The organism is Streptosporangium sp. NBC_01639 (assembly GCF_045209755.1).
In the GTDB taxonomy this organism is placed as follows: domain Bacteria; phylum Actinomycetota; class Actinomycetes; order Streptosporangiales; family Streptosporangiaceae; genus Streptosporangium.
In genome coordinates this window covers 4633420-4656897 of the sequence record NZ_CP109272.1, presented here as the reverse complement: position 1 = coordinate 4656897, position 23478 = coordinate 4633420, and the positions used below count along the sequence as shown (strand labels likewise).

Below are 23478 nucleotides of genomic sequence, written 5' to 3'. Positions count from 1 at the left end.
GACCGCAGTCGAGCCCCATCACCAGCTGACCTGCGATGACACTCTGATCGACCAGCCGCTCGAAACGGATATTGCGCTACCTTCGTCGACTTTGCCGGGGCCCTGCACACTGCGGTGGGTGCGTGTCGCCTCCTGAGGCTTCCAACCGCCTGGTTCCGCCTCCCCATTCCCCGCCCCGCTCTCACGAAGATGCCCTGACACGCCCTCAAAAAGATCGTTTGTTGAGAAGTACACGCCCCCCAGGCAACCCGACCGTGCACTTCCCAACAAACGATCACCAATCGGCGAGCCCGCATTTCCATCCCGATCCTCCCCTCCTCTCCCTACGGCGGTCGGCCCTGCACTGGTCGGAGAGCAAGGCTTCAGCAACGGCGATCGGCCCTGAACGGCCCCGTACGGATCGCTTCAGCGTCAGCGAGATCCATGGGCGGCCGGAAAGTGAGCGACTGCGGTCCGCACGCCGTACGGCGAGGCAGCCTGGCGCGGAGGTGGGTGGGTGTTCCGGCCGGCTTATAAAAAAGCGCAACCAGCGCGCCCGTCAGGCCGGAGGCCTGAAAAACGAGACGGTGACTGCGACGGCCGGCCGGAACACCCACCCACCGCAGCGCGCACGGCGAACCCCGGAACACCCGCGCCGCGAACCACAGCAAACCCCCGAAACACCCGCACCGCGAACGGCGAACACCCGCACCGCACACCGATCGAAGCCACCGCGATGACGATGATCGCCGACGGCCGTGAACTACGCCACAAAATGATCATGTAATGAGAGGCTAGACAATCTTGGCAAGGCGGCCGGGCCTTCATCCTGGGCATCAGCAGATCACTGCCGATGAACCAGCGGACGCGGTCAGGTCACGCGTCCGTCCGCGCCGACCCTCTTCTCAATCGATGCCGTGTTCTACCTTCCATGCGGAAGGTGAGCACCGTCCCCACCAGGACCGCGTTCCAAGATCAGCGACCGGGGTTGTCCCCATGGTCGTGACACGCGAAGAGCCTCCGAACTGCTCATGCAGGTCAGAGGCTCTTATGGTGGCGGTGGAGGTGGGATTTGAACCCACGGATAGGTTGCCCCATCACACGCTTTCGAGGCGTGCGCCCTCGGCCACTAGGCGACTCCACCGCGGAGCAGCTTACCGGATAACCGCTATTGTTCGCGCATCCGCCGAACGGCGAAGAACTCGGTGAGAACGGCGGCGCACTCCTCGGCCAGCACGCCTCTGAGAACCTCGGGGCGGTGGTTGAGCCGACGGTCGCGCACCACGTCCCACAGCGAACCGGCGGCTCCGCCCTTGGCGTCCGCGGCTCCGTAGACGATGCGATCGACCCGCGCCAGCACCGAGGCCCCCGCGCACATCGTGCAGGGCTCCAGCGTGACCACCAGGGTGCAGCCGGTCAGCCGCCACTCCCCACGGACGCGGGCGGCTTCCCGCAGGGCGAGCACCTCGGCGTGCGCGGTGGGATCGGCCAGGGACTCCCGGTCGTTCCCGGCCTGCGACAGCACCGACCCGTCCACGTCGAGGACGACCGCGCCGACCGGCACCTCACCGCGGGTGCCGGCCCGTACGGCCTGCGCCAGGGCGAGCCGCATCTCCGGGACGTAGTCCGTCACCGCAGCCGATCGAGCTCGTCCGCGAAGGCCAGCCGTTCGGCGACCACCGAGAGGGTGTCCGCCGGAAGCACGCCCTCCTCCATGCTGAGCTCGATGAGCTCGTCGGAACTCACCCCGAGATCGCTCAGGAGCTCGAAGTCACCTGCGGGCCGTACGCCCAGATCGGGTGTCTCCTTGTCCGGCGCGACCCCGGCCAGCTCACTGAAGAGCTCTCCGAGCTGGTCGGAGACTCCGGCCTGCGCATCGGACAGGAACGCGCGGGGCTCCTGGTCGCCCTGGTAGCGGACGATCGCGAACCACTCGTCCTCCACCTCCACGCAGAGCAGGGCCAGTTCGTCGCCGTTGAGCGCGAGACGCTCCTGGACGGCGTCGCCCAGGTCGTCGGCTATCTCGGCGGCGCTGAGATCGACCTCCGCACCGCTCCACCCCTCTGGGGTGCGGACGAAGGCCGCCGAGAACACGCTGTTGCCGGATGGTCTGGAGGGCATGGCCGATCTCCCAAGGTCAGCCGAACACCGAGTCGATGGCGCGTTCGAACGGCTCGGAGAATCCCAGCCGCGCGGCGATGCTGGACAGCACGTCCTCGGGGAGCAGATCGATGTCGCCGGAAAGGATGCCCAGCTCCATCTCGTCGAGCCCCAGGTCCGCGAAGATCGACAGATCCCCGGCGGGGAGAGCCGTCTCCTCGTCCTGGAGGATCGCCTCCAGCTCGTCCTCATCGGGGACCGGCACGTCGAGGTATTCCAGCGCCTGCTGCGCGAGCGGGAAGTCCCAGGACGCGGCGATGTCGGAGAGGAAGACCTCCACCCGCTCACCGAACACCCGTAACGCCACGAAGAACTCATCCCCCACGGCGACCAGGCCAATCGTGCCGTTCATGCTCGGCTGCTGGCGCAGAGCATGAATCAGGCCGTCGAGATCCGAGGTGAGCGCCACCGGAAGCGTCTCCGCCTCCCAGCCGTCGTCCTCGCGATAGACCACGATGGCAAAGTCCAGCGGGTCTTGGTCTGCCATGGTCATCCCCACCGATGCGTTCTCTACGGATGCTAATGCTTTCAGAACCAGCTCATCACCGTACGCCCGTCCGACCAAATTGTGATCAAAAGCGGGCCATGTCACGTGCGTACGGTCTGTTATCGCCTGACCAGCCATCCGGGATAACGTTGGCGCCCATGGAGACCCTGGTCGTCGACCACCCCCTGGTGGCCCACAAGCTGACCGTGCTGCGGGACGCGAACACCGATTCACCCACCTTCCGCCGCCTCGCCGACGAACTGGTGACGCTGCTCGCCTACGAGGCGACCCGGCAGGTTCGCACGACCGAGGTGACGGTGCAGACTCCCGTCGCCGCCGCACAGGGCGTGCGACTGGCCCAGCCGTACCCGCTGGTCGTGCCCATCCTCCGGGCCGGCCTGGGCATGCTGGACGGCATGACCCGGCTGCTGCCGACGGCCGAGGTCGGTTTTCTGGGGATGGTCCGCAACGAGTCCACACTGAAGGCGGAGACCTACGCCACCCGTCTTCCGGATGATCTGTCGGGCCGGCAGGTCTACGTGGTCGACCCGATGCTGGCCACCGGCGGCACCCTGGCGGCGGCGATCGAGTTCCTCTTCGAGCGCGGTGCCGACGATGTGACCGCGCTGTGCCTGCTGGCCGCCCCCGAGGGCATCGCCCACATGGACGAGGTATTCGCGGGCAGCACCAAGCCGATCCGCCTGGTGACGGCGGCCCTGGACGAGCGGCTGAACGAGCGGGGCTACATCGTGCCGGGGCTCGGTGACGCCGGAGACCGCCTCTACGGCGTCGTTTGAGGTAATCCTCCCCTTAAAGGGAGAGGCGTTTCACTGTTTCTCCGTTACAGGTTGTGCTTGTCTGGGTACTGATAGTGACGAAGACATCTCTTCTGTGCCCCCGGCTCACGGAGGCCGCGGGCGCACACCAGGGAGAAACATGAGCGAGCGAATCATCCCAGGCACGGAGCCCGATCGTTACGAGGACGTCAGCGCCGCGTTGCGAGACGAGTTCTCCGACGTCCATCCGGCGACCACGGTGGCCCGCTGTATAGAGGCGGCACACTACGGCGCCCTGGAGGTCACCGGTCACGCCCATCCCGGGCTGGTCGAGCGGATCGCCCGCAAACACCTCGAAGTCCTCGCACTGGTCGCGAGCGAGCACGGGTGATGGAAGTCACATCGGCCGGAACAGGGTCCTTGGGACGGTCCCGAGACTGTAATCGGTCGATGCGCTTTACCTCGCCTATGGCGTGGGTAATGTATACGGCGGGTGCAGTGGGTCAGTGGTAGTAGGAGGCCGCAGTGCAAGTCAAGAAGGTTCTCACGTATGGCGGTGCCGCCTTCGTAGCGTTTTTCCTGTTCACACGACCAGGTGACGCCGCGAACGCAGTGAAGGGCGCCATGGACACGGTGTACACAGCGGCCAATTCCCTGGCCTCATTCGTTTCCCATCTGTCATGAGGCTGGTGACCCACGGGGACTCAGCTCCCTCGTCGGTCAACCGCTACCTACTCCCCCACGAACACCAGGTCATCATGGTGCGGCGCCACCCAGCCGTACTGCTCCGTCCGGTCGTCGAAGTGCTGGGCGGCCTGATCCTCGCCGGACTGCTCAGCAAGTGGTTCGGCGACCAAGGCGGCAGCGGCGCGCTCGTCGTCGTCTGGTGGGCATGGCTCCTGCTGCTGATCCGCTTCGTGTGGAAAGTGGCGGAGTGGTCGGTCGACTACTTCGTCGTCACCTCGAAGCGGATGCTGCTCACCACGGGGCTGGTCACCCGCAAGGTCGACATGATGCCCCTCGGCAAGGTGACCGACATGAGCTTCCAGCGCTCACTGCTCGGTCGCATGATGGGATATGGCGAATTCGTCCTGGAGTCGGCCGGTCAGGACCAGGCCCTGTCCAGGGTCAACTACATCCCCTATCCGGAGACCCTTTACCTTGAGGTCTGCCAGATGCTGTTCCCCGGAGGAAACGATTCGGATGATTAGTTCCCCCGCGTCCTTTATGGCAGGACGGTAGGGAAGAGTCCGGCTACAGATTTTTCAGGTGGGGTTACCCGATTCGACTGCTTCATGCAATCATGGCGGGAACATTGACCATCCCCCGCCCTGAGAGATCAGATGCCGAGTCAGGGAACCATTGGTGACCGCGTCCGCGGACTGCGGTTGAGTAGGCGCATGTCTCAGGCCCAGCTGGCTGGGCCTGACCTCTCCGACAGTTACGTCTCCCTCATCGAGTCGGGCAAGCGCACGCCGACTCCAGTGGTCGCTCGCCTGCTGGCCGAACGGCTGGGGTGCACCACCGAGTTTCTGCTGCACGGGATCGAGCCCCGCCAGCGCATCGACACCGAACTGGGTCTGCGCCATGCGGAGCTTGAACTGCAGCACGGTGACCCGTATGTCGCCGCCGAGCGGTTCGGCGAGATCGTCAAGGTCGCCGGCGAGGAGAACGCCATGCTCGCCGCGCACGCGCGGTTCGGGCGGGCCCGTGCCCTGGAATCCCAGGGCAGGATCGGCCCGGCGGTGGAGGCGTTCGAACGGCTCCGCCGGGAGGCGGCCAGCCATCCCGAACGACTCGCCGACCTGCCCCTGACCGTGGCCCTGAGCCGTTGCTACCAGCACGCAGGGGACACCCTGCGCGCCTACGACCTGGCGACTGCGGCCCTCAGCCAGGTCGAGCGGCTGGTTCTGAACGACGGCGAGATCGCTGTGGATCTGGCCGCCGCCCTGATGGAGACCGAGCCCGCCCGCCGGCCGCACTCCCCGGGCCTGGACTACGTACGGCATGTCCTGTCGGCCAACGGCGTTCCGGTGGCGGTCAACCGCATCGCCGAGATCCGTTCTCTCTGGGAGGCGAGCATCGCCGCCGCCGAGGGCGAGGACTCGGCGCTGGCCGTTCGTCTGGCCGACGACGCGATCGCGGCCGGACGACCGGCCCGGCTGGCCTTCCGGCTCGCCCACATCGCGATGGACTGGTCGCAGCTCATCGTCTCCTTCGACACGGAGTCGCTCGACGAGGCCCGCGAGCTCGCGTCCGCCGCGAGCAAGGTCTTTGGCACGTTCCCTGAGAAGGCGCACGACCACACCAGGAGTCTGGTGGTGCTCGCCTCCATCCAGCTCAGCGGGGGCGATCCGAGCGGCGCGGCCGATCTGGCCAGGTCCGCCCTCATGATGCCGGACGCCCTGCTCGGCGTCACGGCCGCCACCGCGCAGATGGTCCTCGCCCAGGTCTCGCTCGCCACGGGCGAGGGCGACACCGTGACCATCCTGCACAGCGCCCGCGAACTGCTCGGCAGCCTGCGGCCCGGCACCTCCGGCCCCGATCGGGAGGCCGCGCGGGTCTGGCGTCGGCTCGGCGACCTCTACGGTCAGGCCGGTGCCGGCGAGGAGCAGGTGAGCGCATATCGCAAGGCGCTTGAGACGGCCGGTGTACGGAGTGCGATGGTAGGTATGACGGTCGATTCGGCGCTGGTTCGGTAAAGGTTCCGCCCTTCCGGGGCTTCTGATTTGTTTTTCTGCCACCGGAATAATTAGGGTCGACCAGTCATTGACTCATAGGATGATTGGTTTCCCCGGAGGAGGCGGACTGTGAGTCTGCGTACGGCGCAGCGAGCATCCCTCGTCGACCAGGTGATCGATCAGCTCAAAGAGCAGATCACTTCGAACTCCTGGCAGATGCACGCGAAGATCCCCACCGAGACCGTGCTGGCCGAGCAGCTCGGAGTCGGACGCAACACCGTGCGTGAGGCCGTAAGGGCCCTCACGCACGCCGGTCTGCTGGAATGCCGCCAGGGTGACGGCACCTACGTCCGCGCCACGAGCGAGCTTTCGGGAGCCATGCTGCGGCGGCTGCGCGCCGCCGAGCAGTTGGAGATCCTGGAAGTACGGCGTGCGCTGGAAGTGGAGGCTGCTCGGTTGGCCGCGACGAGGCGCAGTGACGCCGACATCGCCCGGATCGAGACCGCCCTGGCCGAACGGGAGCGGGCCTGGGAGGTCGGCGAGCCCAACGCGTTCGTCGAAGCCGACCTCGCCTTCCATGTCGCGGTCGTCCAGGCCACCCACAACCTGGTTCTGATCGATCTCTACGAGGATTTCTCGGCGGCCCTGCGGGCCAGCATCACCGCTGCGGGCACCTCGCTCAACAGCACCTACATCCCTCACGAGGCCATCGCCCGCGCCATCGCGGCCGGTGACGTGTCCGCCGCCGAACGCGCCGGCCACGCGTGCATGGAGCACATCCTGATCGCCCTGACCGATGTTCAGGAGCTCTCCTCCCCCTGACTCTCGCTTTTCTACCGCGTATGCGAAGGGCTCCACCCCTCATCGGGGTGGAGCCCTTCGCGCATGCGGCCCTTCAGTTGAGGCGCAGGGACATCACGAGATAGCGGAAAGCGGGGTCGGCCTCTCCGGGCACCTCGGCGATGAGGGCCGGGCGGCTTGGAGACTGCATGTTGAGCCGTACGTACTCGGTGTCGACGCCGGTCAGACCGTCCAGCAGGAACTGGGACTGGAAGGCGATCTGGATGCCGTCACCGGACAGCTCGGCCTCCAGGGACTCGGTGCCCCGCCCGATGTCGCCGCCGCCCGCCTGGATGAGCACCTGCCCCTGGCCGAACGACAGCCGGATCGCGGTGTTGCGCTCGGCGACCAGCGCCACCCGCTTGATCGCTTCGATGAACGGGGCCACCCGCAGATCGGCCCGGATCGGCCAGTCGTCGGTCAGCCGTGAGCGGTAGTCGATGAACTGCTCGTCGAGCAGACGGACCGTGGTGCTCCGGCCGACGCTCTCGAAGCCCGCGACGCCGTCGCCCAGTGCCATCGACACCTCGCCGCCGCGCAGCGACCTGGCCACCTCCACGAGCACGCGGGCGGGCACCATGGCCGCGGCCGTGGCCTCGGCCTGCTCAGGACGCCAGTCGAACTCCCTGGCCGCGATCCGGTAACGGTCGGTGGCGGCCATGGTCACGGCCGCTCCGGAGATGTCGATCCGGATGCCGGTCAACATGGGGAGCGTCTCGTCGCGGCTGGCCGCGGACGCCACCTGGCCGACCGCGCTCGCGAAGATCCCGCCGCCGACCGCGCCGACCTTCGGGGGCATGTCCGGCAGGGTGGGGAAGTCTTCCACCGGCATGGTGAGCAGGCCGAACTCCGCGCTGCCGCAGGTCAGCACCGCCTCGGAACCACTGGTGACGATCTCCACCGGCTGGGCCGGCAGGCTCCGGGTGATCTCCGCGAGAATCCGGCCCGGAATCAGCACCCGGCCCGGCTCCGCCACCTCGGCCTCGATCGAGGCGCGGGCGGAGACGTCGTAGTCGAAGGCCGACAACACGAGATCGTCCCCAGCCTCCAGAAGCAGGCCGGAGAGCACCGGAACGGCCGGACGGCTCGGCAGGGCCCGGGCGACCCAGGCCACCGCGTCGGCCAGGACATCACGGTTAACCTGGAACTTCACCTGATCAATCCCTCCGTCCTGAACGGCACCGGGTGTGCGGGCCGTACGTCATCAGAACGGTAGCCGGTATGACCGACAGAACGGTGACAGCGTGCCCCTCATGTTGACTTCATCCGGACAGAGCCGCCTTCAAGGCGGTAACGGCTTATCGGGTTGTTAGAAGTGCGTTGACCGATATGGCGGTGCGGCCCACGGCCGGGAGCGGCCGGTCACGGCTGGGAGCGGGCGGCGTTGAGGTAGGTCAGGACGGCCAGGACGCGGCGGTTGTCGTCGTCGGACGGGGCGAGGTCGAGCTTGCCGAAGATGTTGGCCGTGTGCTTTCCGACCGCGCTCTCGCTGAGGAACAGCCGCTGGGAGATGGCGGCGTTGGAACGGCCCTCGGCCATCAGCTCCAGCACCTCGCGCTCACGCGGGGTCAGTGCGCCGAGCGGCTCGTGCCGGGCGGTGCTGGCCAGGAGCTTGGCGATCACCTCGGGATCCATCGCGGTGCCCCCGGCGGCCACGCGGCGGACCGCGTCGACGAACTGCTCGGTGTTGAACACCCGGTCCTTGAGGAGATAGCCGACCGCACCGGAGCCGTCGGCCAGCAACTCGCGGGCGTAGAGCTGCTCGACGTGCTGGGAGAGCACGAGCACCGGCAGCCCGGGGGCGGCCTTGCGGGCGGCCAGCGCCGCCTGGAGACCCTCGTCGGTGAAGGTGGGCGGGAGCCGTACGTCGACCACGGCGACGTCGGGCCGCTCGTCGACCAGCGCCCTCAGCAGCTCGGGACCGGACTCGACCGACGCGACGACCTCGAAACCGTGCGCCTGAAGCAGATGGACGAGGCCCTCCCTGAGGAGATAGAGGTCCTCCGCGATGACGACTCGTTGACTCATCGGTCAGACTCTAGACGGCCCGGCCCGGCCGCTGCCATCAGCTGCCGGCGCGAGCGTGCGATGGGGATCGCCAGGGCCGCGCCGTACATGGTGAGGCCCAGGGCGATGTTGAAGATGACCACCGGCCACTGCCACGGCTCGGGCAGGTGGAAGGCGAGGAACCAGCCCTTGTCGTCGAATCCGGTGATCTTGAGGACCATCGCGACCAGTCCCTGCGGGAACAGGGGGAGCCAGCCCAGCCCCCAGCCGATCCCGACGACGGCGAGCCGCCACCCGGACAGCGGGGGCTGCTCCGGGAGGGCGGCGCCCCAGCCCGACATGTGCGGCAGGTCGATCGTGGCGGTGGTGGGACCGCCCAGCGGGCTGCTGAGCGCGAGCACCCCGTCGAAGGCCGCCAGCCGCCGCTCGATGCCGCGCAGGCCGCTGCCCCGTGCGGGGTCGGCGCCGCCCGAGCCGTCGTCGGTGACGGTGACGCGCAGCGCCCTGCCCTGGGTGCTGATGTCGATCCACGCGCGGTCCGCGCCTCCGTGGCGGACCGCGTTGGTGAGCAGCTCACTGATCGAGAAGTAGGCCGCCGACTCGACGGGTGATTCCGGGCGGTCCTTCAGGTCGACGGTGACCGTGACCTTCAGCGGGCTGTCCAGCGCTAGGGCGCGTACCGCGTCGCCCAGGCCGCGTTCGGCCAGGACCGGCGGATGGATGCCCCTGACCAGGTCGCGCAGCTCGGTGAGCGCCGTCGACGAGGCCTCGCGCACCTTGGCCAGCAGGGCCTTGGCAGCGGCCGGGTCGGATTCCATCAACTCCTCGACCGCGCCGAGCGTCATGCCCATGGCGACGAGCCTGGCCTGGGCGCCGTCGTGCAGGTCGCGCTCGATCCGCCGCAGCTCGGACGCCTGGGAGTCGACCGCCGCCAGCCTGACCTGGTCGAGCCGCTGGACCCGGCCGGCCAGCACGGACCTGGTGGTGGGAGCGAGCCACAGGTGGTTCCACCACCCGTAGAACCGCAGCAGCCACGGCGTCGCGACGACCCCCGCCGTGGCGACGGCCACCCCCAGGGGAGCGGCCTGCGGAGCCCAGTACCACGGCATGGTCAGGCCGTATCCGACCCCGGCCAGGGGCAGCAGCAGCAGGCTGCCGCCGACGAACGGGTTCAGCGCCAACCAGAAGTTGTCCCGCCAGGTGGCGGGGTCGGTGAACATCCACTTCCAGCGGTTGTTCCACTCCGGCCACCGCGGCGACTTGTAGAGCTGGCGGTCATGGCGGTACCAGCCGTCCGGCTGGCGGTGGGGCGGCGGGGGCGGCGGCAGGTAGGACGACGCCGTCTCAACGCCCAGCCATCGGCCGTTCAACCTCCTGGCGACCGTCGTGCGGTGTCTGACCAGCCTGACCATGGGGGGGAAGACGAAGACCAGTCCCAGTCCGGTCAGGACGGCGGCGACCAGACCCAGCCCGATCAGGAGGACGTCCGTCAGGGCCAGCGCCCCGAAGGCGAGGGCCCGGCCGATGGTCACCACGTGTCGCCTCATGTCCACCAGTGTCGGCGATCGGCCGCCCTTGCGCCCAGTGGCGCTGGACGCCGTCCGGAGGTGGAGGTAGCCACACCCCCGCCGGGTGCCCAGGCGGATTCCGTGCGCCCCGCGAAATTCCTAACGTCGTCGGCATGGCAGTCATCGAGGTCAGCAACCTCCGCAAGCGATACCGCGACCGGCTCGCGGTGGACGACGTGTCGTTCGCCGTCGAGGAGGGCGAGATCTTCGGTGTTCTCGGCCCCAATGGCGCCGGCAAGACGACCACCGTCGAGTGCGTCGCCGGTCTGCGCACCCCCGACTCCGGCACCGTGAAGGTACTCGGCGGCCTGAGCGGCGTCGAGCTCAAGGAGCGGCTCGGCGTCCAGCTGCAGAGCTCCGCGATGCCTGCGAAGATCAAGGTCTGGGAGGCGCTGGACCTGTACGCCTCCTTCTACCGGGCACCCGCCGACGCCGAGGCCCTGCTGGAGCGGGTCGGACTCGCCGGCAAGCGGAACGCCCCCTACGGCAAGCTCTCCGGCGGCCAGCAGCAGCGGCTGTCCATCGCGCTGGCACTGATCGGCGACCCCCGGTTGGCGATCCTGGACGAGCTGACCACCGGCCTCGACCCGCAGGCCCGCCGTGACACCTGGGAGCTCATCGAGCAGGTCCGCGCGGGCGGGGTGACGGTCGTGCTGGTCACCCACTTCATGGAGGAGGCCGAGCGGCTCTGCGACCGGATCGCGGTGATCGACTCCGGCCGGGTGGTCGCCGTCGACAGCCCGTCCGGCCTGATCTCCCGGGTCGGCCGCCGGCAGTGCGTCCGGTTCCGGCCCTCCGGCGCATTCGACGACGCAGTGCTCAACGCCCGGCCCGAGGTGGAGGGAGTGAGCCGCGACGGCGACCGGGTCGAGGTCACCGGCACCGGAAACCTGCTGCTCGCGGTCACCACCGCGCTGGCCGAGGCAGGGGTCGTCCCCGGCGACCTACGGGTCGAGCAGGCCACTCTCGACGACGCCTTCCTCGCCCTCACCGGAAAGAAGATCTCCGCTTGACCCCCACCTCGAACACGAGATCCGAGGACCCCACGCTGGAAGGACCGAGATGAACAAGATGATCCTGACCGAGGCGAAGCTCTTCCTGCGGGATCCGAGCAGCCCGATCTTCGCGATCCTGCTCCCGCTGGGGCTCCTGCTGGGGCTCGGCAGTATCCCCGGCTTCCAGGAGGCGGATCCGTCGCTGGGCGGGCAGCGGGTGATCGACACCCAGCTCCCCGTCATGATGGTGATCGTCTCGGTGGTCTCGATGGCGATGACCGGACTGCCCGGCGTCCTGGTGGGCTACCGGGAGAGCGGCGTGCTGCGGCGGATGTCCACCACCCCGGTCAGCCCGGTCCGACTGCTGGTCGCCCAGGTCGTGAACAACGTCGCGGTGGTGGCCGTCGCGACCGCCCTGCTCGTCGGCCTGGGCAATCTCGTCCTCGGCGTGGCCGCGCCCAAGAACGTCCTGGGGTTCGTGGGCGTGTTCGTGCTCGGCAGCGCCTCGGTGTTCGGCATCGGCCTGCTGATCGCCGCCGTGGCGCCCAACGCCAAGGCCGCGCCCGGCATCGGCTCGCTCCTGATGTTCCCGCTGTTCTTCCTGGCCGGCATGTGGATCCCCCGCGAGCTCCTGCCGGACCTGGCCCGGCGGATCGGCGACTTCCTGCCGGTGGCGCCGTTCGGCCAGGCGCTCCGTGACACCTGGGCGGGCCATCCGCCGCAGCCGCTGCACCTGGTGGTCATGGCGGTGACCGTGCTCGTCACCGGGGTGCTGGCCGCGCGGCTGTTCCGCTGGGAATGACCGCCGGTACGGCCCGCACCCGAGGGTGCAGGCCGTACTTCGGTCAACCGATCGTTCTGCTTCCATGGTTCCCCCACGGCAAGGACGAAGGAGCTCACCGGACGAGATCACCGGCACCGTCCGCCGGCTCGCCTCCGAGGGCGCGGATTCCGTCGTCGGCGGTGACACCGCGGCTGACGGCGGCTCCACCGCCTGAGCCGGTGGCCCGTGGTCATGCTGGGGACGTTCCCCTGACTCCCCGCGGAGACAGACCTCAGGGCCGGCTGTCGTAGGCCTCGCGGGCGTCGCGGACCTGTTCGATGTGGCTCTCCGCCCAGGTTTTGATGGCCAGCATGACCGGCTGGAGGTCATGGCCGAGTCCGGTGAGGGCGTAGTCGACGCGGACCGGCACCGAGGGGGTGACCGTACGGGAGACCAGGCCGTCGCGCTCCAGGCCGCGCAGGGTCTGGGTGAGCATCTTCTGGCTGACACCGGCGATGATCCGGCCCAGGTCGCTGTAGCGCAGCGGGCCGTCCGCCAGAGCGTTCAGGATGAGGCTGACCCACTTGTCGCTGATCGTGTCGAGCAGTTCCCTGGCCGGGCAGACCGCCAGGTAGGCGTCGTAGGCGGCGCGCGCGTCATCTCGCCGCTGTGCGGTCGTCTGGGTGGCCATGGCGCCCCTTCCGGTGCGGTACGCACTCCCGAGTGCGTACTTTCCAGCAGAGAGTAACACTCCATAAGTTCGTCCCATCGACGAGAGCGATGGAGGCAGCGATGCGTGCAGTGGTGGTCCGTTCGTTCGGCGGGTCCGAGGTTCTGCGGACCGAGGAGGTGCCGGTTCCTCCGACCGGCGCCGGTCAGGTCCGGATACGGGTGGAGGCGGCGGGCGTCAACCCCGTCGATGCGGCGGTCCGCACCGGAGCGCTCGTCGAAGCCGGCCTGGCGGAGCGGCGGGCGGTCCACGGCCTCGGCTGGGACGTGGCCGGAGTGGTCGAGGAGACCGGTGCCGGGGTCGACGGGTTCGTACCGGGTGACCGGGTGATCGGCCTGGCGGACCGGCTCGACCTTCCGCTCGGCGCCTATGCCGAGCAGATCGTGCTGGACGCCGGCGCGGTGGCCCTCGCTCCCACCCGCGCCACTGCGGCACAGGCGGCCACGCTCCCACTCAACGGCCTCACCGCCGACCAGGCCCTGGACCTCGCGGGCCTGGTCGAAGGCCAGATCCTGCTGGTGACCGGGGCCGCGGGCGGGGTGGGCGGCTATGCCGTCGAGCTGGCCGTGGCGCGCGGGCTGCGGGTGGTCGCGGTGGCGGGCGTCGACGACGAGGAACTCGTCCGGGGGTTCGGGGCGGAGTTCTTCGTACCCCGCGACGCCGAACTGGGCTCCGCCGTACGGGAGCTGGTGCCGGGTGGGGCGCACGGCGCGGTCGACGCCGCCGCGGTGGGCACCGCCGCGCTCACCGCGGTACGCAACGGAGGCTCCTTCGTGGCCGTGCTCGGCGGTGCGGCACCCGTCCCGCTGCGCGGCACCCGGGTGGGCAACGTCTGGATACGGGCCGACGGATCCCGGCTCGCCGAGTTGGCCAGGCTGGCCGACGCCGGACGGCTGACCCTCCGGGTCGCCGGCACCTTCCCGCTCGCCCAGGCCGCGGCCGCCCACGAACGCCTCGCCGCCGGCGGCCTCCGCGGCCGCCTCGTCCTGCTTCCCTGACCGGCCTTCCCTGACCGGCCTTCCCTGACCGGCCTTCCCTGACCGGCCGGTACGGCGGGGCCGCGCCGGACCCTCACGCGGCGCGGTGCTCCTGCGGGCTGACGCCGAACACCCGCTTGAAGGCGGTGCTCAGCGCGAAGGAACTGCCGTAGCCGACCTGCCGGGCCACCGCGCCGATGGTGGCGTCGGTCTCGCGCAGCAGATCGGCGGCCATGGCCAGCCGCCACTCCGTGAGGAACGTCATGGGCGGCTCCCCGACCAGCTCGGTGAAACGGCGGGCCAGCGACGCCCGGGAGACGCCGCTCCCGGCGGCCAGCTCGGCCACGGTCCAGGGATGGGCCGGGTTGTTGTGGAGCATCCGCAGCGCCCGGCCCACCACGGGGTCGCTCTGCGCTCGGTACCAGGCGGGGGCCTCCGCCTCCGGGCGGGAGAACCAGGCCCGGAGCACGGCGATGAGCAGCAGGTCGAGCAGCCGGTCGAGAACGGCCTCCTGCCCCGGCTCGTCCTTGACGATCTCGTCGCCGAGCAGCGGGATGAGCGGACAGTTCCAGGCGTCTTCGGGCAGGACCAGCAGGGCGGGCAGGGCCGCGAGCAGCCGCCGGCTGATCTCGCCGCGCATCTGGTAGGTGCCAGTGATCATCATCGTCGAGCCGTCCGGGCTGTTGCCCCAGGTGCGTACGCCCAGGTCCATCGCCTGGGTCAGGGGCTCGCCCTGCGGGGTGAAGCAGTGCTGCCCGGGCTGGATCACCACCTGGGGCGGGGTGGCCGGATCGTCGGCCACCGTGTAGGGGTCGGGACCGCGCATGATCGCGACGTCTCCCGGGCGGAGCCGGACCGTCGCCCCGTTGTCGGGGACCACCCACGCCTGACCTCGCATCATCGCCACCAGGGTGAGCGGCGCCCGATCCTGGATCCGCAGGGACCAGGGCGGCTCCAGGATCGACCGCAGCAGGAAGGCTCCTCTGGCTCTGGGCCCGTCCAGGAGCCCGGCGAGTGCATCCATGTGCCCGATATTAGACGCTCAAACATGGAATTGAACTTCTCGACCATGTTCCGTCTCACGGTAACCGGCTTCACTTGGTGGCATGACGGAGAGCACGCACCCGCGAATCCTGCCGTCCGGCCGGGGCGATGAAGAGGCTCGGGCCAGTGCGGAGGCGACACCGCCGGCCCCGCTGTCCACCGAGGTCCTGGACGGCCGCGATGCCCATCTGACCGGCGACATCCGGCGAGCACCGGGCCGGGCACCCCAAAACTTCACCGGCTACGCGCGCGACGCCGCGGCGACCGGCGTCTGGAGACGCTGAAAAGCCAGACGTCATGGACACCGGCGCGTTTCGGGGACGCGCCCGGGTCCTTCCCCCCTCTCCTGGAGATTGGCATGTTCGAAATGCTCAGAAGCGCCACACTGGCCGCGGCCACCCTGACCACCGGGCTGATGGCAGGCCTGTTCTACGCGTACGCCTGCTCGGTCATGCTCGGCCTGGGCCGTACGGACGACCGGACCTTCGTCGACGCGATGCAGTGGATCAACGTGAAGATCATCAACGGCTGGTTCCTCGTCCCCTTCCTGGGCGCGCCGATCCTGATCGTGCTGACCGGCGTGCTTATCCTCCGCGGAGACGGACGGTCCGCGCTGCCGTGGATCGTGGCCGCCTTCGTCCTGTACGGCATGACCCTGGCCATCACCTTCGCCGTCAACGTGCCGCTCAACAACCGGCTCGCCGCGGCCGGAGCACCCGATGACATCGCCGATCTCGCGGCCGTGCGCGAGGCCTTCGAAACGACGTGGAACCGCTGGAACATCGCCCGTGCGGGGACCTCCACCGCGGCGTTCGGCTGCCTTGTCTGGGCCCTGGTGCTGCCCGGGAGCACCGGCTGACGGCGACCGGCCCCCTCGCGGTACCGGGCCGTCGCGGCCCGGTACGCGGGCCACTGGGAGATCATCGACTACGCCGATGGCGCCGGGCCCGTCGTGCCCGGCGGGACCTCCGGTCGACTCGCTGAGACACCGGGCCAGATGCGGCCCCCGGTGTGACCGTGTCCCCGGCGGCTGTTCCGCCGGCCGGCCGTGAGTTGTCTACCTGCGGCCACCTCCCGGCCCTGTTCGAGCAGCACCCCGCCGAGCACGGGCGCCGAGCACGGGCACCGTCAACGCGCCGCCACCCAGTCGGCCACGGTCGTGACATCCGCCTGGTGGGGAAACACCTTTTCGGTGAGTACCCGGTGCACCTCCGGGTCGGCGTCGAGGCACCCGTCGGCCAGCACGGTGAGGCCGAAGTCCAGGTCGGCCGCCTGGCGCAAGGTGGACAGCACGACGCCGCTCGTGGCGATGCCGGTGAGGACGAGATGATCGATGTCACCGGCCCGCAGAACCATGTCGAGGTCACTGCCGGCGAAGGCGCTGACGCGTCGCTTGGTGACAAGGATGTCGCCGGGCTCGGGTGCCACCTCCGGATGGACCTGGGTGGCCTGGTCGCTGCCGGCCGCTCCCGTGATGCGCGTGAGCCCACCGAACATCTTGTTGCGGGTGCTGACCTCCGGGTACCCGGAGCGGAACCCGACGACCGCATAGATCACGGGAAGGCCGCCCGCCCGGGCAGCGTCGATCGCCTCGCGCAGACGCGGCAGGTAGGTGGGATCGGGATAACGGTCGACGACGACGCGTTGGACATCCATGACGAGGAGAGCGTGCTTGGCCACCGTCACCCTTCCGTACCGCAGAGGAAAGTCATCAGTTGATTACTTGGTAACGTAATCATGTCCCGAGGCTATGTCAACAAGTGATTACTTGATGCCGTCGCAGCGCCGTACGCGGCGGCACGTCGGAGTTTCGTGCGGGACGACTCGTGAGGGAGGTCGCCGGTGACGACGGGAAAAACCAACGGATCTCCGGACGACGCCGCCGATCCGCGTACCGCCGGGCAGCCCGCCGGAGGTCGCCGGCGGCGGGACGCGGTGGCGACCCGTGAGGCGCTCCTGCAGGCCGCGCACAGCCGGTTCATCCGCCTTGGGTACGACCGCACGACGCTCCGGGACGTCGCCGCGGACGTCGGGGTCAACCTCGCCCTCATCAAGCGGTACTTCGACTCGAAGGAAGGCTTGTTCAAAGCGGCGCTGGCGTCCGCACCCCGATCCCTGGGGGGTGCGGGCGAGTTCCCCCGAGACCGTGCCGCCCTCGCAGAGGCCCTCAGCCACCAGTTGTCGGCCGGCGCCTGGCCGGAATCCGGCGAGCACCCGGTGCTGATGTTGTTGCGCATCTCCGGCGACGAGCGGGTGGACAGCCTGCGCAGGCAGGCCTTGCAGGATTTCAGCCGACAGGTGCTCGAGGCCTCGGGCACGCAAGGGGGGCAGGACGACGACGAACGCCTGCTGAGGGCGGAGCTCGTGGTCGCGCTGGGCGTCGGCGTCGCTGTCGTACGGTCCGCCGTCGGTCTGCAGCCCCTGCGCGACGCGACCTCCGACGATCTGATCGGCCCGCTTCGCGATGTCGTCGACATCCTGCTCGCGCCCCCACGCTGATCGATCCCGAGCCGCTACAGGTCCTGCACGGAGACGCGATCGTGACACGGGCGGCTACGTGGCCTGGCCGGTTCGCCAGCGGGCCTGTTTGACACGGTTCCCGCACAGTTGCATCGAGCACCAGCGGCCCGTCCGGGATCGGGAGTGGTCGTAGAAGGCCCATTGGCAACCGTCGTTGGCGCAGGCTTTCAGGCGGGGCCATGTCCCGTCGGCCAGTGCTGCCGCCGTCGCGCCGACGACCCGGCTGACCACGGCGTCCATGCCGTCGCCGTGGTCGACGAGGACGACGCCGTCCGGTGTGAACGCGATGCCGGCGCCGGACCGGCGGGAGGCATCGGTGAGGGTCGAGGCGGTGGACGCGGGAAGCGGCAGCCGATCGTGATTGGCGAGAAGGGCCTGGCGGAGGGATTCGCGCAGGGCGATCGCCCACGCGAGCCCTTCGGTGTCCGTCGTGCCCTGGATGCCGTGCCCACCCGCCCAGTCGGCCCATGAGGCGGGCTCGGCGAAACGGTCGGTCCCGGCGTCGATGTCACGGGTGTTCACGAATGCGCGAACGAATTCCAGCCCTCCGGGTGCCGGGGAGACCAACGGGGCCGACGGGGCCGACTCTGTGTCAGGCATACCTCATTGTAACCCTTATTGCTTTTATGATGGTTATTTAGCTAACCTTCAAACTCATGACAACGGTTACTTCTGCGTGGTCGATCCACCGGTTCCGGTATCTGTGGGGCGCGGGGGCACTGTCCGGGCTCGGGGCTGAGATCGGCGAGCTCGCGCTGCCCTCGCTGGCCCTCATCACCCTTGGCGCGACGGCCGCGGAGGCGTCATGGGTCAGGGCCGCGATGCTCGCGCCGTTCCTTTTCGTCACGTTGTGGTTCGGCGTCATCGTCGACCGCCGGGCGCGCAGGCCGTTGATGATCGGCGCCGACCTCGTACGGGGCGCGGTGCTCGTCATGGTGTGCCTCCTCGCGCTGGGAGGCCGGCTGACGATCCCGCTGCTGGTCGCAGCGACGGCCGTGCTCGGGACCATGACCGTGCTGTACCAGCTGGCCGACTTCGCCTTCCTGCCGCAGATCGTTCCGGAGCGGCACCTCATCGACGCGAACGCCAAGATCACCGCGACGCAGTCCGCCCTCCAGATCGCGGGGTCCGGGGTCGGAGGAGTGCTGGTGCAGGCGCTCACCGCGCCGATCGCCGTCGTCATGAACGCGCTCGGTTACCTCTTGTCGGGACTGCTCATCAGTCGCGTACGGCCGGCGGAGTCTCGGCCGAGCGCACCGGCGCGACGGTCGGCCCTCGCGGAGGCGAAGACCGGCCTGCGCATGTTGCTCCGGCACCCGATCCTTCGCGCGCTCGCCGCCGAGGCCTCGCTCTGGAACCTCGGCAATGAGATCTTCATGCTGGCCCTCGCGGTCCACGTGCTCAACGCCGCGGCGGCGGGGCCGATGATCCTCGGCCTCATCGTGACCTGCGGCGGCGTGGGCGCCTTCGTCGGCAGCGTGTCCAGTGCCCGGTTGACGGCGCGCTACGGGTACGGCCGCTCCCTGCTGATCAGCCTCGTCCTCGGCAACACCGCCCCGCTGCTCGGCGTGTTCGGTGCGGCGCTGGTGCCCGCCGGGGCGTTCCCATTCTTGGGCGCCGCCTTCCTGGTTTCGGGGATCGGCATCGGAATCGCGAACTCGCAGTCGACCAGCATCCGGCAGATCGCCGTCGCCGAAGAGTTCCGGGGCCGTGTGAACGCCGGCTACCGGCTCGCCTCCTGGGGTGCGCTGTCGATCGGCGCCCTGATCGGCGGCGTCCTCACCACGATTCTCGGTCCGGTCACCGCGGCGATCGCCGGAACGGCGCTGATGGCACTCGCGACACTGCCCGTCGCGCTCTCCCCGGCCCGGCATGTCCGCACGATCGAGGAGGTCGCCCCCCGGCGGGCCGAACGCGGCGACGTACTCGCGGCCGAGCCCCGCTAGCGCTAGGTCCTCTGCAGGGTCCGGGATTCGGTGAGCATCGGCTCCTGCGGAAACACCAAAAATCCGGGGAAGGTGAGCACCCGGATCTCCCCGGCCGATGAGCAATCGGCCTGGTTCGAGCCTCGACTCTGATTACTTGGCGTGTGCTTCCAGAAGCCTCAGAAGGTGTCGTGCTTCGCTAAGAAAAGCGTGCCCGGCCTCGGTAGGCGCCACGGGTTGAACCCGGTTGATGATGGCAAAGCCGGACAAGCCGTGTCCGTAAATCTTGTCACCAGGGTGTTCGGCCGGTGAGAAGATCGGGGGTGCTCCGAATAGTAAGCGCAGTACTCGCAAGATTGCCGGAACCGCTGCACGCACTTGCGCTGAAGCACCGTGAACCACTGAAGTTCGCGGCGGTGGGTGGAACAGCGTTCTTAGTGGACAACACGGTGTTCTATGGGCTGAAGCTGACTATTTTGGAGCCGAAGCCGGTGACCGCGAAGATCATCGCGGTGCTCGTGGCGACGATCGTGTCCTACGTGTTGAACCGCGAATGGTCGTTCCGGACCAGGGGCGGCCGCGAGCGCCGTCACGAGGCGGCGCTGTTCTTCCTGGTCAGTGGCGTCGGTCTAGTGCTCAGCTCCGCGCCGCTATGGATCTCCCGGTACGCATTTCGCCTGGAGACCCCGGATGTGAGCCTGGCGACCCAGGAGATCGCCGACTTCATGAGCGCGCAGATCATCGGCACGCTGATCGCCATGGTCTTCCGCTTCTGGGCGCTTCGGAAGTGGGTCTTCCCCGACGAGAAGGCCCAGTCCGGCAGCGTGCGACTGGCTCCCACTCCCGATTCCACGGACGAGGCGGCTTGATGGCGAAATCGCGGATCCACATCCTCGCCGGCACGGACCTACCTAGTGGGGGGCCATGTCGACGAAGCGGCTGTAATGGCCCTGGAAGGCCACGGTGACCGTGGCGGTGGGGCCGTTACGGTGCTTGGCCACGATCAGGTCGGCCTCGCCCGCTCGGGGTGATTCGCGCTCGTACGCATCTTCCCGGTGGAGAAGGATGACCATGTCGGCATCCTGCTCGATGCTGCCCGATTCGCGGAGGTCGCTGACCATGGGGCGCTTGTCGGTCCGCTGCTCGGGGCCACGGTTGAGCTGGGAGATCGCGATGACCGGGACCTCCAGCTCCTTGGCGAGAAGTTTGATGGCCCGGGAGATCTCGGAGACCTCGTTCTGACGGCTCTCGGTCTTCTTCGGCGAGGACATCAGCTGCAGGTAGTCGATGATGACGAAGCGCAGGTCGTTGCGCTGTTTGAGACGGCGGCACTTGGCCCGGATCTCCATCATCGACATGTTGGGCGAGTCGTCGATGAACAGCGGCGCCTCGGCCACCTCGCCCATCCGCCGGGCCAGCTTGGCCCAGTCCTCGTCGGTCATCGTGCCCGACCGCATGTTGTGCAGTGCCACCCTGGCCTCGGCGGACAGCAGACGCATCGTGATCTCATTACGCGACATTTCCAGCGAGAACACGACAGTCGTCATACCGTGCTTGATAGCGGCAGATCTGGCGAAATCCAGTCCCAGAGTGCTGTTGTGGGTGGGGACACATGCCTTGCTGGCAAGATACATGTGATCGGCATTGTCGACCTGCACGCATCGCACAGGTATCGACGGTACGGCTCTCACGTCCACGATGTATCGGACGAGAGTCGCAGGGTGCGCCTCGGTCACCTGTCGGGCAGCTTTACGGGTCAGGCGGAACACCTTCTCGGCCGCCGTAAAGTTGATCATGTAGCAGGTAGAGGAATCGACCGTCCTGCCCTTGACGGTCTTCGTCCTCATGGTGGCCCGATAGCCAAGGCTCAGGATGAGTTCGAGGGCGTCTTCCGCGAGTCTCCTGTTTGTGACGGCAAGCTGGATCTGGCCGTTGCGGTTCACATAGCCATCCATGTCCAGGAGCCCAGCCAGCAGTGCTCGCCGCTGCCCTTCGGATGCACGCAGGTAGGAGCGGGGAATGTGCTTGTCTCCGAGAACTCCAAGAGTACGCAGAACGGCCTGCACCGTGCCGTGATGGTTCCGGCATGCCTGGCACTGCCTCAGCCCGCTGGACGGGCCACCACAGTCGGAGCAAGCGGGTGCCGGAACTGGCTCTGATACAAAACGAGCTTTTCCTCCGCACGACCGACCACACGTGCGCACCTGGGATGTCCGGGGGGTGAACGACGCTCCACAGACAACGCAAGACCGGGATTCCATAGGCTTCGCATGGGGAAATGCCATCGCGTAAGCAAGGTTTCCGGTGGTGCGGACAACCCGCAGTCCCGTCGCTTCGATGTTGGAGACGATCTCCGGGTCGGCCGTGGTGAATCGAGCTCCGGCGCTGTGACCGTCACCTAGCCAGACACCGAGCGCGTATGGCGGCAGCGGCAATTCTTGCTCGTCTAGAGCAAACGGCGCGGCCACGGCGACCGCATGGTTGGGGCGCCTGTCCGCCGAGGTGCATCGCAACGTGGCTGCGATCTCCTCGGTCGTCACAACATCCCTATGAGTGGCCGTCGTGGCGGCGTTCATCGGTTGAAGCACTCGGGCATACAACTCTTCGAAGAGGCGTCTACGCGAGTAGGCAGGGGCGCTCCACGCATAGCTACGAACCGGGCCGGTGACAGGCTGCGGCACTTTGCCCATCGAACCGATCTCCTGCTGGACAACGTGGAGAACATTACGGAACCCCTCTCCGAGAAGGGAGACGGCTTCCCGATATGTGATCAACCGGTCCGGCTCGGCCCTGGACGCCTCATAGGCGGCTTTGACGCGCTCGACGCATTCGACCGACCAGTAGAGGGCGCGCTTGTTTTCCGACCTCTGACGACGGCTCGCACGCGTGGTCGTCTGCCACTGGTGCTGTGCGTCAGCGACGATCACCGTCCCGTCGCTGAACTCCACCTCGTAACAGGGGCGTCCATGCATCACGTCGGTCGCCGCGACAACCTGTGTCGGTTTGCCATCGGCGCCGAGCAGATGGTCGCCGGGCTGGACCTCTCCCATGGTCGTCCAACCGGTCGGAGTAGGGAGTGGCGTGTCGAGAGCAAGGGCTTTTCCGATGGCCGGGCGGGCGGCCACGACGATCATCTGGCCGGGGTGGAGGCCGTTGGTGAGGGCGTCGAGGTCCTGGAAGCCGGTGGGGACGCCGACCATCTGGCCGCCGCGGCCGCCGATGGCCTCCAGCTCGTCGAGGGCACCCGGCATGATGTCGGCCAGCGGGATGTAGTCCTCGGAGGTGCGGCGCTCGGTGACCTTGTAGATCTCGGCCTGCGCGCGGTCGACGAGCTCGTCGACCTCCTCGTCCTGCCCGCCGTAGCCGAAGGAGACGATGCGGGTGCCGGCCTCGATCAGCCGCCGGAGGATGGCCTGCTCGCGGACGATCCTGGCGTAGTAGCCGGCGTTCGCGGCGGTGGGCACGACGGCGGTCAGCGTGTGGAGGTAGGCGCCGCCGCCGACCCGGGCGACCTCGCCGCGCTTCTGCAGCTCGTCGAAGATGGTGACGGCGTCGGCGGGGTCGCCGCGTCCGTAGAGGTCGGTGATGATGTCGTAGATGATCTGGTGGGCCGGGCGGTAGAAGTCGTCCGACCGCACGATCTCGACGACATCGGCGATGGCGTCCTTGGACAGCAGCATGCCGCCGAGGACGGACTGCTCGGCCTCGATGTTGTTCGGTGGGGTGCGCTCGAATCCCGGCTCAAACACCGGTGGCTCCGCGATGCTCACCGCCCACCCCCTCTTTCGAACACAGTTGCGCTATCCCCATTTGTAGCCGACCAGTCTGACAGTTTCGCCGCTCTCCGGACCATGTGGCAACGCGGCCTGTAGACAAGGGTGTGGATAAGGTAGGGGGTTCTTCCCCAGATGTGGGGACACCCTGTGGACATACCTGTGGACAACTCTTTTCCACAGACCGGAAAGACCGTCTGACCAGCGAAATCTTTATCCACCGCCTGTGGAGAAAAGAAAGTTGGGGCGACAC

At 68.3% G+C, this 23478-nt stretch carries 25 protein-coding genes and 1 tRNA gene; 14 read left to right on the top strand and 12 right to left on the bottom strand.

Going from position 1 to position 23478, the window contains the following annotated elements; genetic code table 11:
- Window positions 1–1033 precede the first annotated feature (1033 nt).
- The 4 genes from OHA77_RS21280 to OHA77_RS21265 all read right to left on the bottom strand — a co-directional run bounded on the left by OHA77_RS21280 (window position 1034) and on the right by OHA77_RS21265 (window position 2626).
- Window positions 1034–1123 (bottom strand) — tRNA-Ser (locus OHA77_RS21280).
- A gap of 24 nt (window positions 1124–1147) precedes the next feature.
- Window positions 1148–1591 carry a tRNA adenosine(34) deaminase TadA gene (gene tadA / locus OHA77_RS21275; RefSeq protein WP_406319851.1) on the bottom strand — a complete coding sequence of 148 codons (444 nt, stop codon included), beginning with the start codon at window positions 1589–1591 and terminating at the stop codon, window positions 1148–1150.
- 17 nt (window positions 1592–1608) lie between these two features.
- Window positions 1609–2100 (bottom strand): tRNA adenosine deaminase-associated protein, encoded by a 492-nt coding sequence (locus OHA77_RS21270; protein ID WP_326826551.1) that lies wholly within the window; start codon window positions 2098–2100, stop codon window positions 1609–1611.
- A 16-nt stretch (window positions 2101–2116) separates the two neighbouring features.
- Window positions 2117–2626, bottom strand: coding sequence for a tRNA adenosine deaminase-associated protein (locus OHA77_RS21265; protein WP_406311322.1), 510 nt, complete (start codon window positions 2624–2626; stop codon window positions 2117–2119).
- Between the two features lie 158 nt (window positions 2627–2784).
- Between OHA77_RS21265 and upp the strand changes: the two genes are divergently transcribed.
- The 5 genes from upp to OHA77_RS21240 all read left to right on the top strand — a co-directional run bounded on the left by upp (window position 2785) and on the right by OHA77_RS21240 (window position 6905).
- A complete protein-coding gene (upp, locus tag OHA77_RS21260) occupies window positions 2785–3423 on the top strand; it encodes a uracil phosphoribosyltransferase (RefSeq protein WP_406311321.1) in 639 nt (212 codons plus the stop codon).
- A 139-nt stretch (window positions 3424–3562) separates the two neighbouring features.
- The gene (locus OHA77_RS21255) at window positions 3563–3793 is read left to right on the top strand and encodes a hypothetical protein (RefSeq protein WP_326826553.1); all 231 of its coding nucleotides are present in this window, start codon (window positions 3563–3565) and stop codon (window positions 3791–3793) included.
- A 289-nt stretch (window positions 3794–4082) separates the two neighbouring features.
- Window positions 4083–4613: a PH domain-containing protein gene (locus OHA77_RS21250; RefSeq protein ID WP_326826554.1), complete on the top strand. Its 531-nt coding sequence runs from the start codon at window positions 4083–4085 to the stop codon at window positions 4611–4613.
- Between the two features lie 189 nt (window positions 4614–4802).
- Window positions 4803–6104, top strand: a complete 1302-nt coding sequence (locus OHA77_RS21245; protein WP_406311320.1) for a helix-turn-helix domain-containing protein — start codon at window positions 4803–4805, stop codon at window positions 6102–6104.
- 108 nt (window positions 6105–6212) lie between these two features.
- The gene (locus OHA77_RS21240) at window positions 6213–6905 is read left to right on the top strand and encodes a FadR/GntR family transcriptional regulator (protein ID WP_326826556.1); all 693 of its coding nucleotides are present in this window, start codon (window positions 6213–6215) and stop codon (window positions 6903–6905) included.
- A gap of 73 nt (window positions 6906–6978) precedes the next feature.
- Here OHA77_RS21240 and dnaN read toward each other — a convergent pair whose 3' ends face one another.
- The 3 genes from dnaN to OHA77_RS21225 all read right to left on the bottom strand — a co-directional run bounded on the left by dnaN (window position 6979) and on the right by OHA77_RS21225 (window position 10477).
- Window positions 6979–8076, bottom strand: coding sequence for a DNA polymerase III subunit beta (gene dnaN, locus OHA77_RS21235; RefSeq protein ID WP_406311319.1), 1098 nt, complete (start codon window positions 8074–8076; stop codon window positions 6979–6981).
- Between the two features lie 209 nt (window positions 8077–8285).
- Window positions 8286–8951 carry a response regulator gene (locus OHA77_RS21230; RefSeq protein ID WP_406311318.1) on the bottom strand — a complete coding sequence of 222 codons (666 nt, stop codon included), beginning with the start codon at window positions 8949–8951 and terminating at the stop codon, window positions 8286–8288.
- Complete coding sequence (locus tag OHA77_RS21225; RefSeq protein ID WP_406311317.1) at window positions 8948–10477, bottom strand: sensor histidine kinase; 1530 nt, start codon at window positions 10475–10477, stop codon at window positions 8948–8950. The genes OHA77_RS21230 and OHA77_RS21225 overlap by 4 nt, the downstream gene beginning before the upstream one ends.
- A gap of 134 nt (window positions 10478–10611) precedes the next feature.
- Here OHA77_RS21225 and OHA77_RS21220 point away from each other — a divergent pair, with 134 nt between their 5' ends.
- The 3 genes from OHA77_RS21220 to OHA77_RS21210 all read left to right on the top strand — a co-directional run bounded on the left by OHA77_RS21220 (window position 10612) and on the right by OHA77_RS21210 (window position 12491).
- Window positions 10612–11511 carry an ABC transporter ATP-binding protein gene (locus tag OHA77_RS21220; RefSeq protein WP_406311316.1) on the top strand — a complete coding sequence of 300 codons (900 nt, stop codon included), beginning with the start codon at window positions 10612–10614 and terminating at the stop codon, window positions 11509–11511.
- Window positions 11512–11560: 49 nt separating this feature from the next.
- On the top strand, window positions 11561–12295 hold the full coding sequence (locus tag OHA77_RS21215; RefSeq protein ID WP_326826561.1) for an ABC transporter permease: 735 nt from the start codon (window positions 11561–11563) through the stop codon (window positions 12293–12295).
- 64 nt (window positions 12296–12359) lie between these two features.
- Window positions 12360–12491 carry a hypothetical protein gene (locus tag OHA77_RS21210; protein ID WP_406311315.1) on the top strand — a complete coding sequence of 44 codons (132 nt, stop codon included), beginning with the start codon at window positions 12360–12362 and terminating at the stop codon, window positions 12489–12491.
- A gap of 57 nt (window positions 12492–12548) precedes the next feature.
- Here the strand turns inward: OHA77_RS21210 and OHA77_RS21205 are convergent, their stop codons facing one another.
- The gene (locus OHA77_RS21205) at window positions 12549–12947 is read right to left on the bottom strand and encodes a helix-turn-helix domain-containing protein (protein ID WP_326826562.1); all 399 of its coding nucleotides are present in this window, start codon (window positions 12945–12947) and stop codon (window positions 12549–12551) included.
- A gap of 101 nt (window positions 12948–13048) precedes the next feature.
- Between OHA77_RS21205 and OHA77_RS21200 the strand changes: the two genes are divergently transcribed.
- Window positions 13049–13984, top strand: a complete 936-nt coding sequence (locus OHA77_RS21200) for an NADP-dependent oxidoreductase (protein WP_406311314.1) — start codon at window positions 13049–13051, stop codon at window positions 13982–13984.
- Window positions 13985–14057: 73 nt separating this feature from the next.
- On the opposite strand, the gene OHA77_RS21195 is transcribed toward OHA77_RS21200, so the two are convergent.
- The gene (locus OHA77_RS21195; protein WP_406311313.1) at window positions 14058–14987 is read right to left on the bottom strand and encodes an AraC family transcriptional regulator; all 930 of its coding nucleotides are present in this window, start codon (window positions 14985–14987) and stop codon (window positions 14058–14060) included.
- Window positions 14988–15069: 82 nt separating this feature from the next.
- Between OHA77_RS21195 and OHA77_RS21190 the strand changes: the two genes are divergently transcribed.
- Both OHA77_RS21190 and OHA77_RS21185 read left to right on the top strand, forming a co-directional pair.
- The gene (locus tag OHA77_RS21190) at window positions 15070–15291 is read left to right on the top strand and encodes a hypothetical protein (protein WP_406311312.1); all 222 of its coding nucleotides are present in this window, start codon (window positions 15070–15072) and stop codon (window positions 15289–15291) included.
- Window positions 15292–15365: 74 nt separating this feature from the next.
- The gene (locus OHA77_RS21185) at window positions 15366–15866 is read left to right on the top strand and encodes a DUF1772 domain-containing protein (protein ID WP_406311311.1); all 501 of its coding nucleotides are present in this window, start codon (window positions 15366–15368) and stop codon (window positions 15864–15866) included.
- A 269-nt stretch (window positions 15867–16135) separates the two neighbouring features.
- Here the strand turns inward: OHA77_RS21185 and OHA77_RS21180 are convergent, their stop codons facing one another.
- The gene (locus OHA77_RS21180) at window positions 16136–16687 is read right to left on the bottom strand and encodes a cysteine hydrolase family protein (RefSeq protein ID WP_406311310.1); all 552 of its coding nucleotides are present in this window, start codon (window positions 16685–16687) and stop codon (window positions 16136–16138) included.
- Window positions 16688–16849: 162 nt separating this feature from the next.
- Here OHA77_RS21180 and OHA77_RS21175 point away from each other — a divergent pair, with 162 nt between their 5' ends.
- Window positions 16850–17506, top strand: coding sequence for a TetR/AcrR family transcriptional regulator (locus tag OHA77_RS21175; RefSeq protein ID WP_406311309.1), 657 nt, complete (start codon window positions 16850–16852; stop codon window positions 17504–17506).
- 54 nt (window positions 17507–17560) lie between these two features.
- Here the strand turns inward: OHA77_RS21175 and OHA77_RS21170 are convergent, their stop codons facing one another.
- On the bottom strand, window positions 17561–18127 hold the full coding sequence (locus tag OHA77_RS21170; protein ID WP_406311308.1) for a CGNR zinc finger domain-containing protein: 567 nt from the start codon (window positions 18125–18127) through the stop codon (window positions 17561–17563).
- A gap of 56 nt (window positions 18128–18183) precedes the next feature.
- On the opposite strand from OHA77_RS21170, the gene OHA77_RS21165 reads away from it, so the two are divergent.
- Together OHA77_RS21165 and OHA77_RS21160 are read left to right on the top strand one after the other, a co-directional pair.
- The gene (locus OHA77_RS21165) at window positions 18184–19473 is read left to right on the top strand and encodes an MFS transporter (protein ID WP_406311307.1); all 1290 of its coding nucleotides are present in this window, start codon (window positions 18184–18186) and stop codon (window positions 19471–19473) included.
- Between the two features lie 335 nt (window positions 19474–19808).
- Entirely contained in the window at window positions 19809–20321 is a 513-nt protein-coding gene (locus OHA77_RS21160) for a GtrA family protein (RefSeq protein ID WP_406311305.1), read from the top strand.
- Between the two features lie 42 nt (window positions 20322–20363).
- Here OHA77_RS21160 and dnaB read toward each other — a convergent pair whose 3' ends face one another.
- Window positions 20364–23222: a replicative DNA helicase gene (gene dnaB, locus OHA77_RS21155; protein ID WP_406311303.1), complete on the bottom strand. Its 2859-nt coding sequence runs from the start codon at window positions 23220–23222 to the stop codon at window positions 20364–20366.
- Window positions 23223–23478 lie beyond the last annotated feature (256 nt).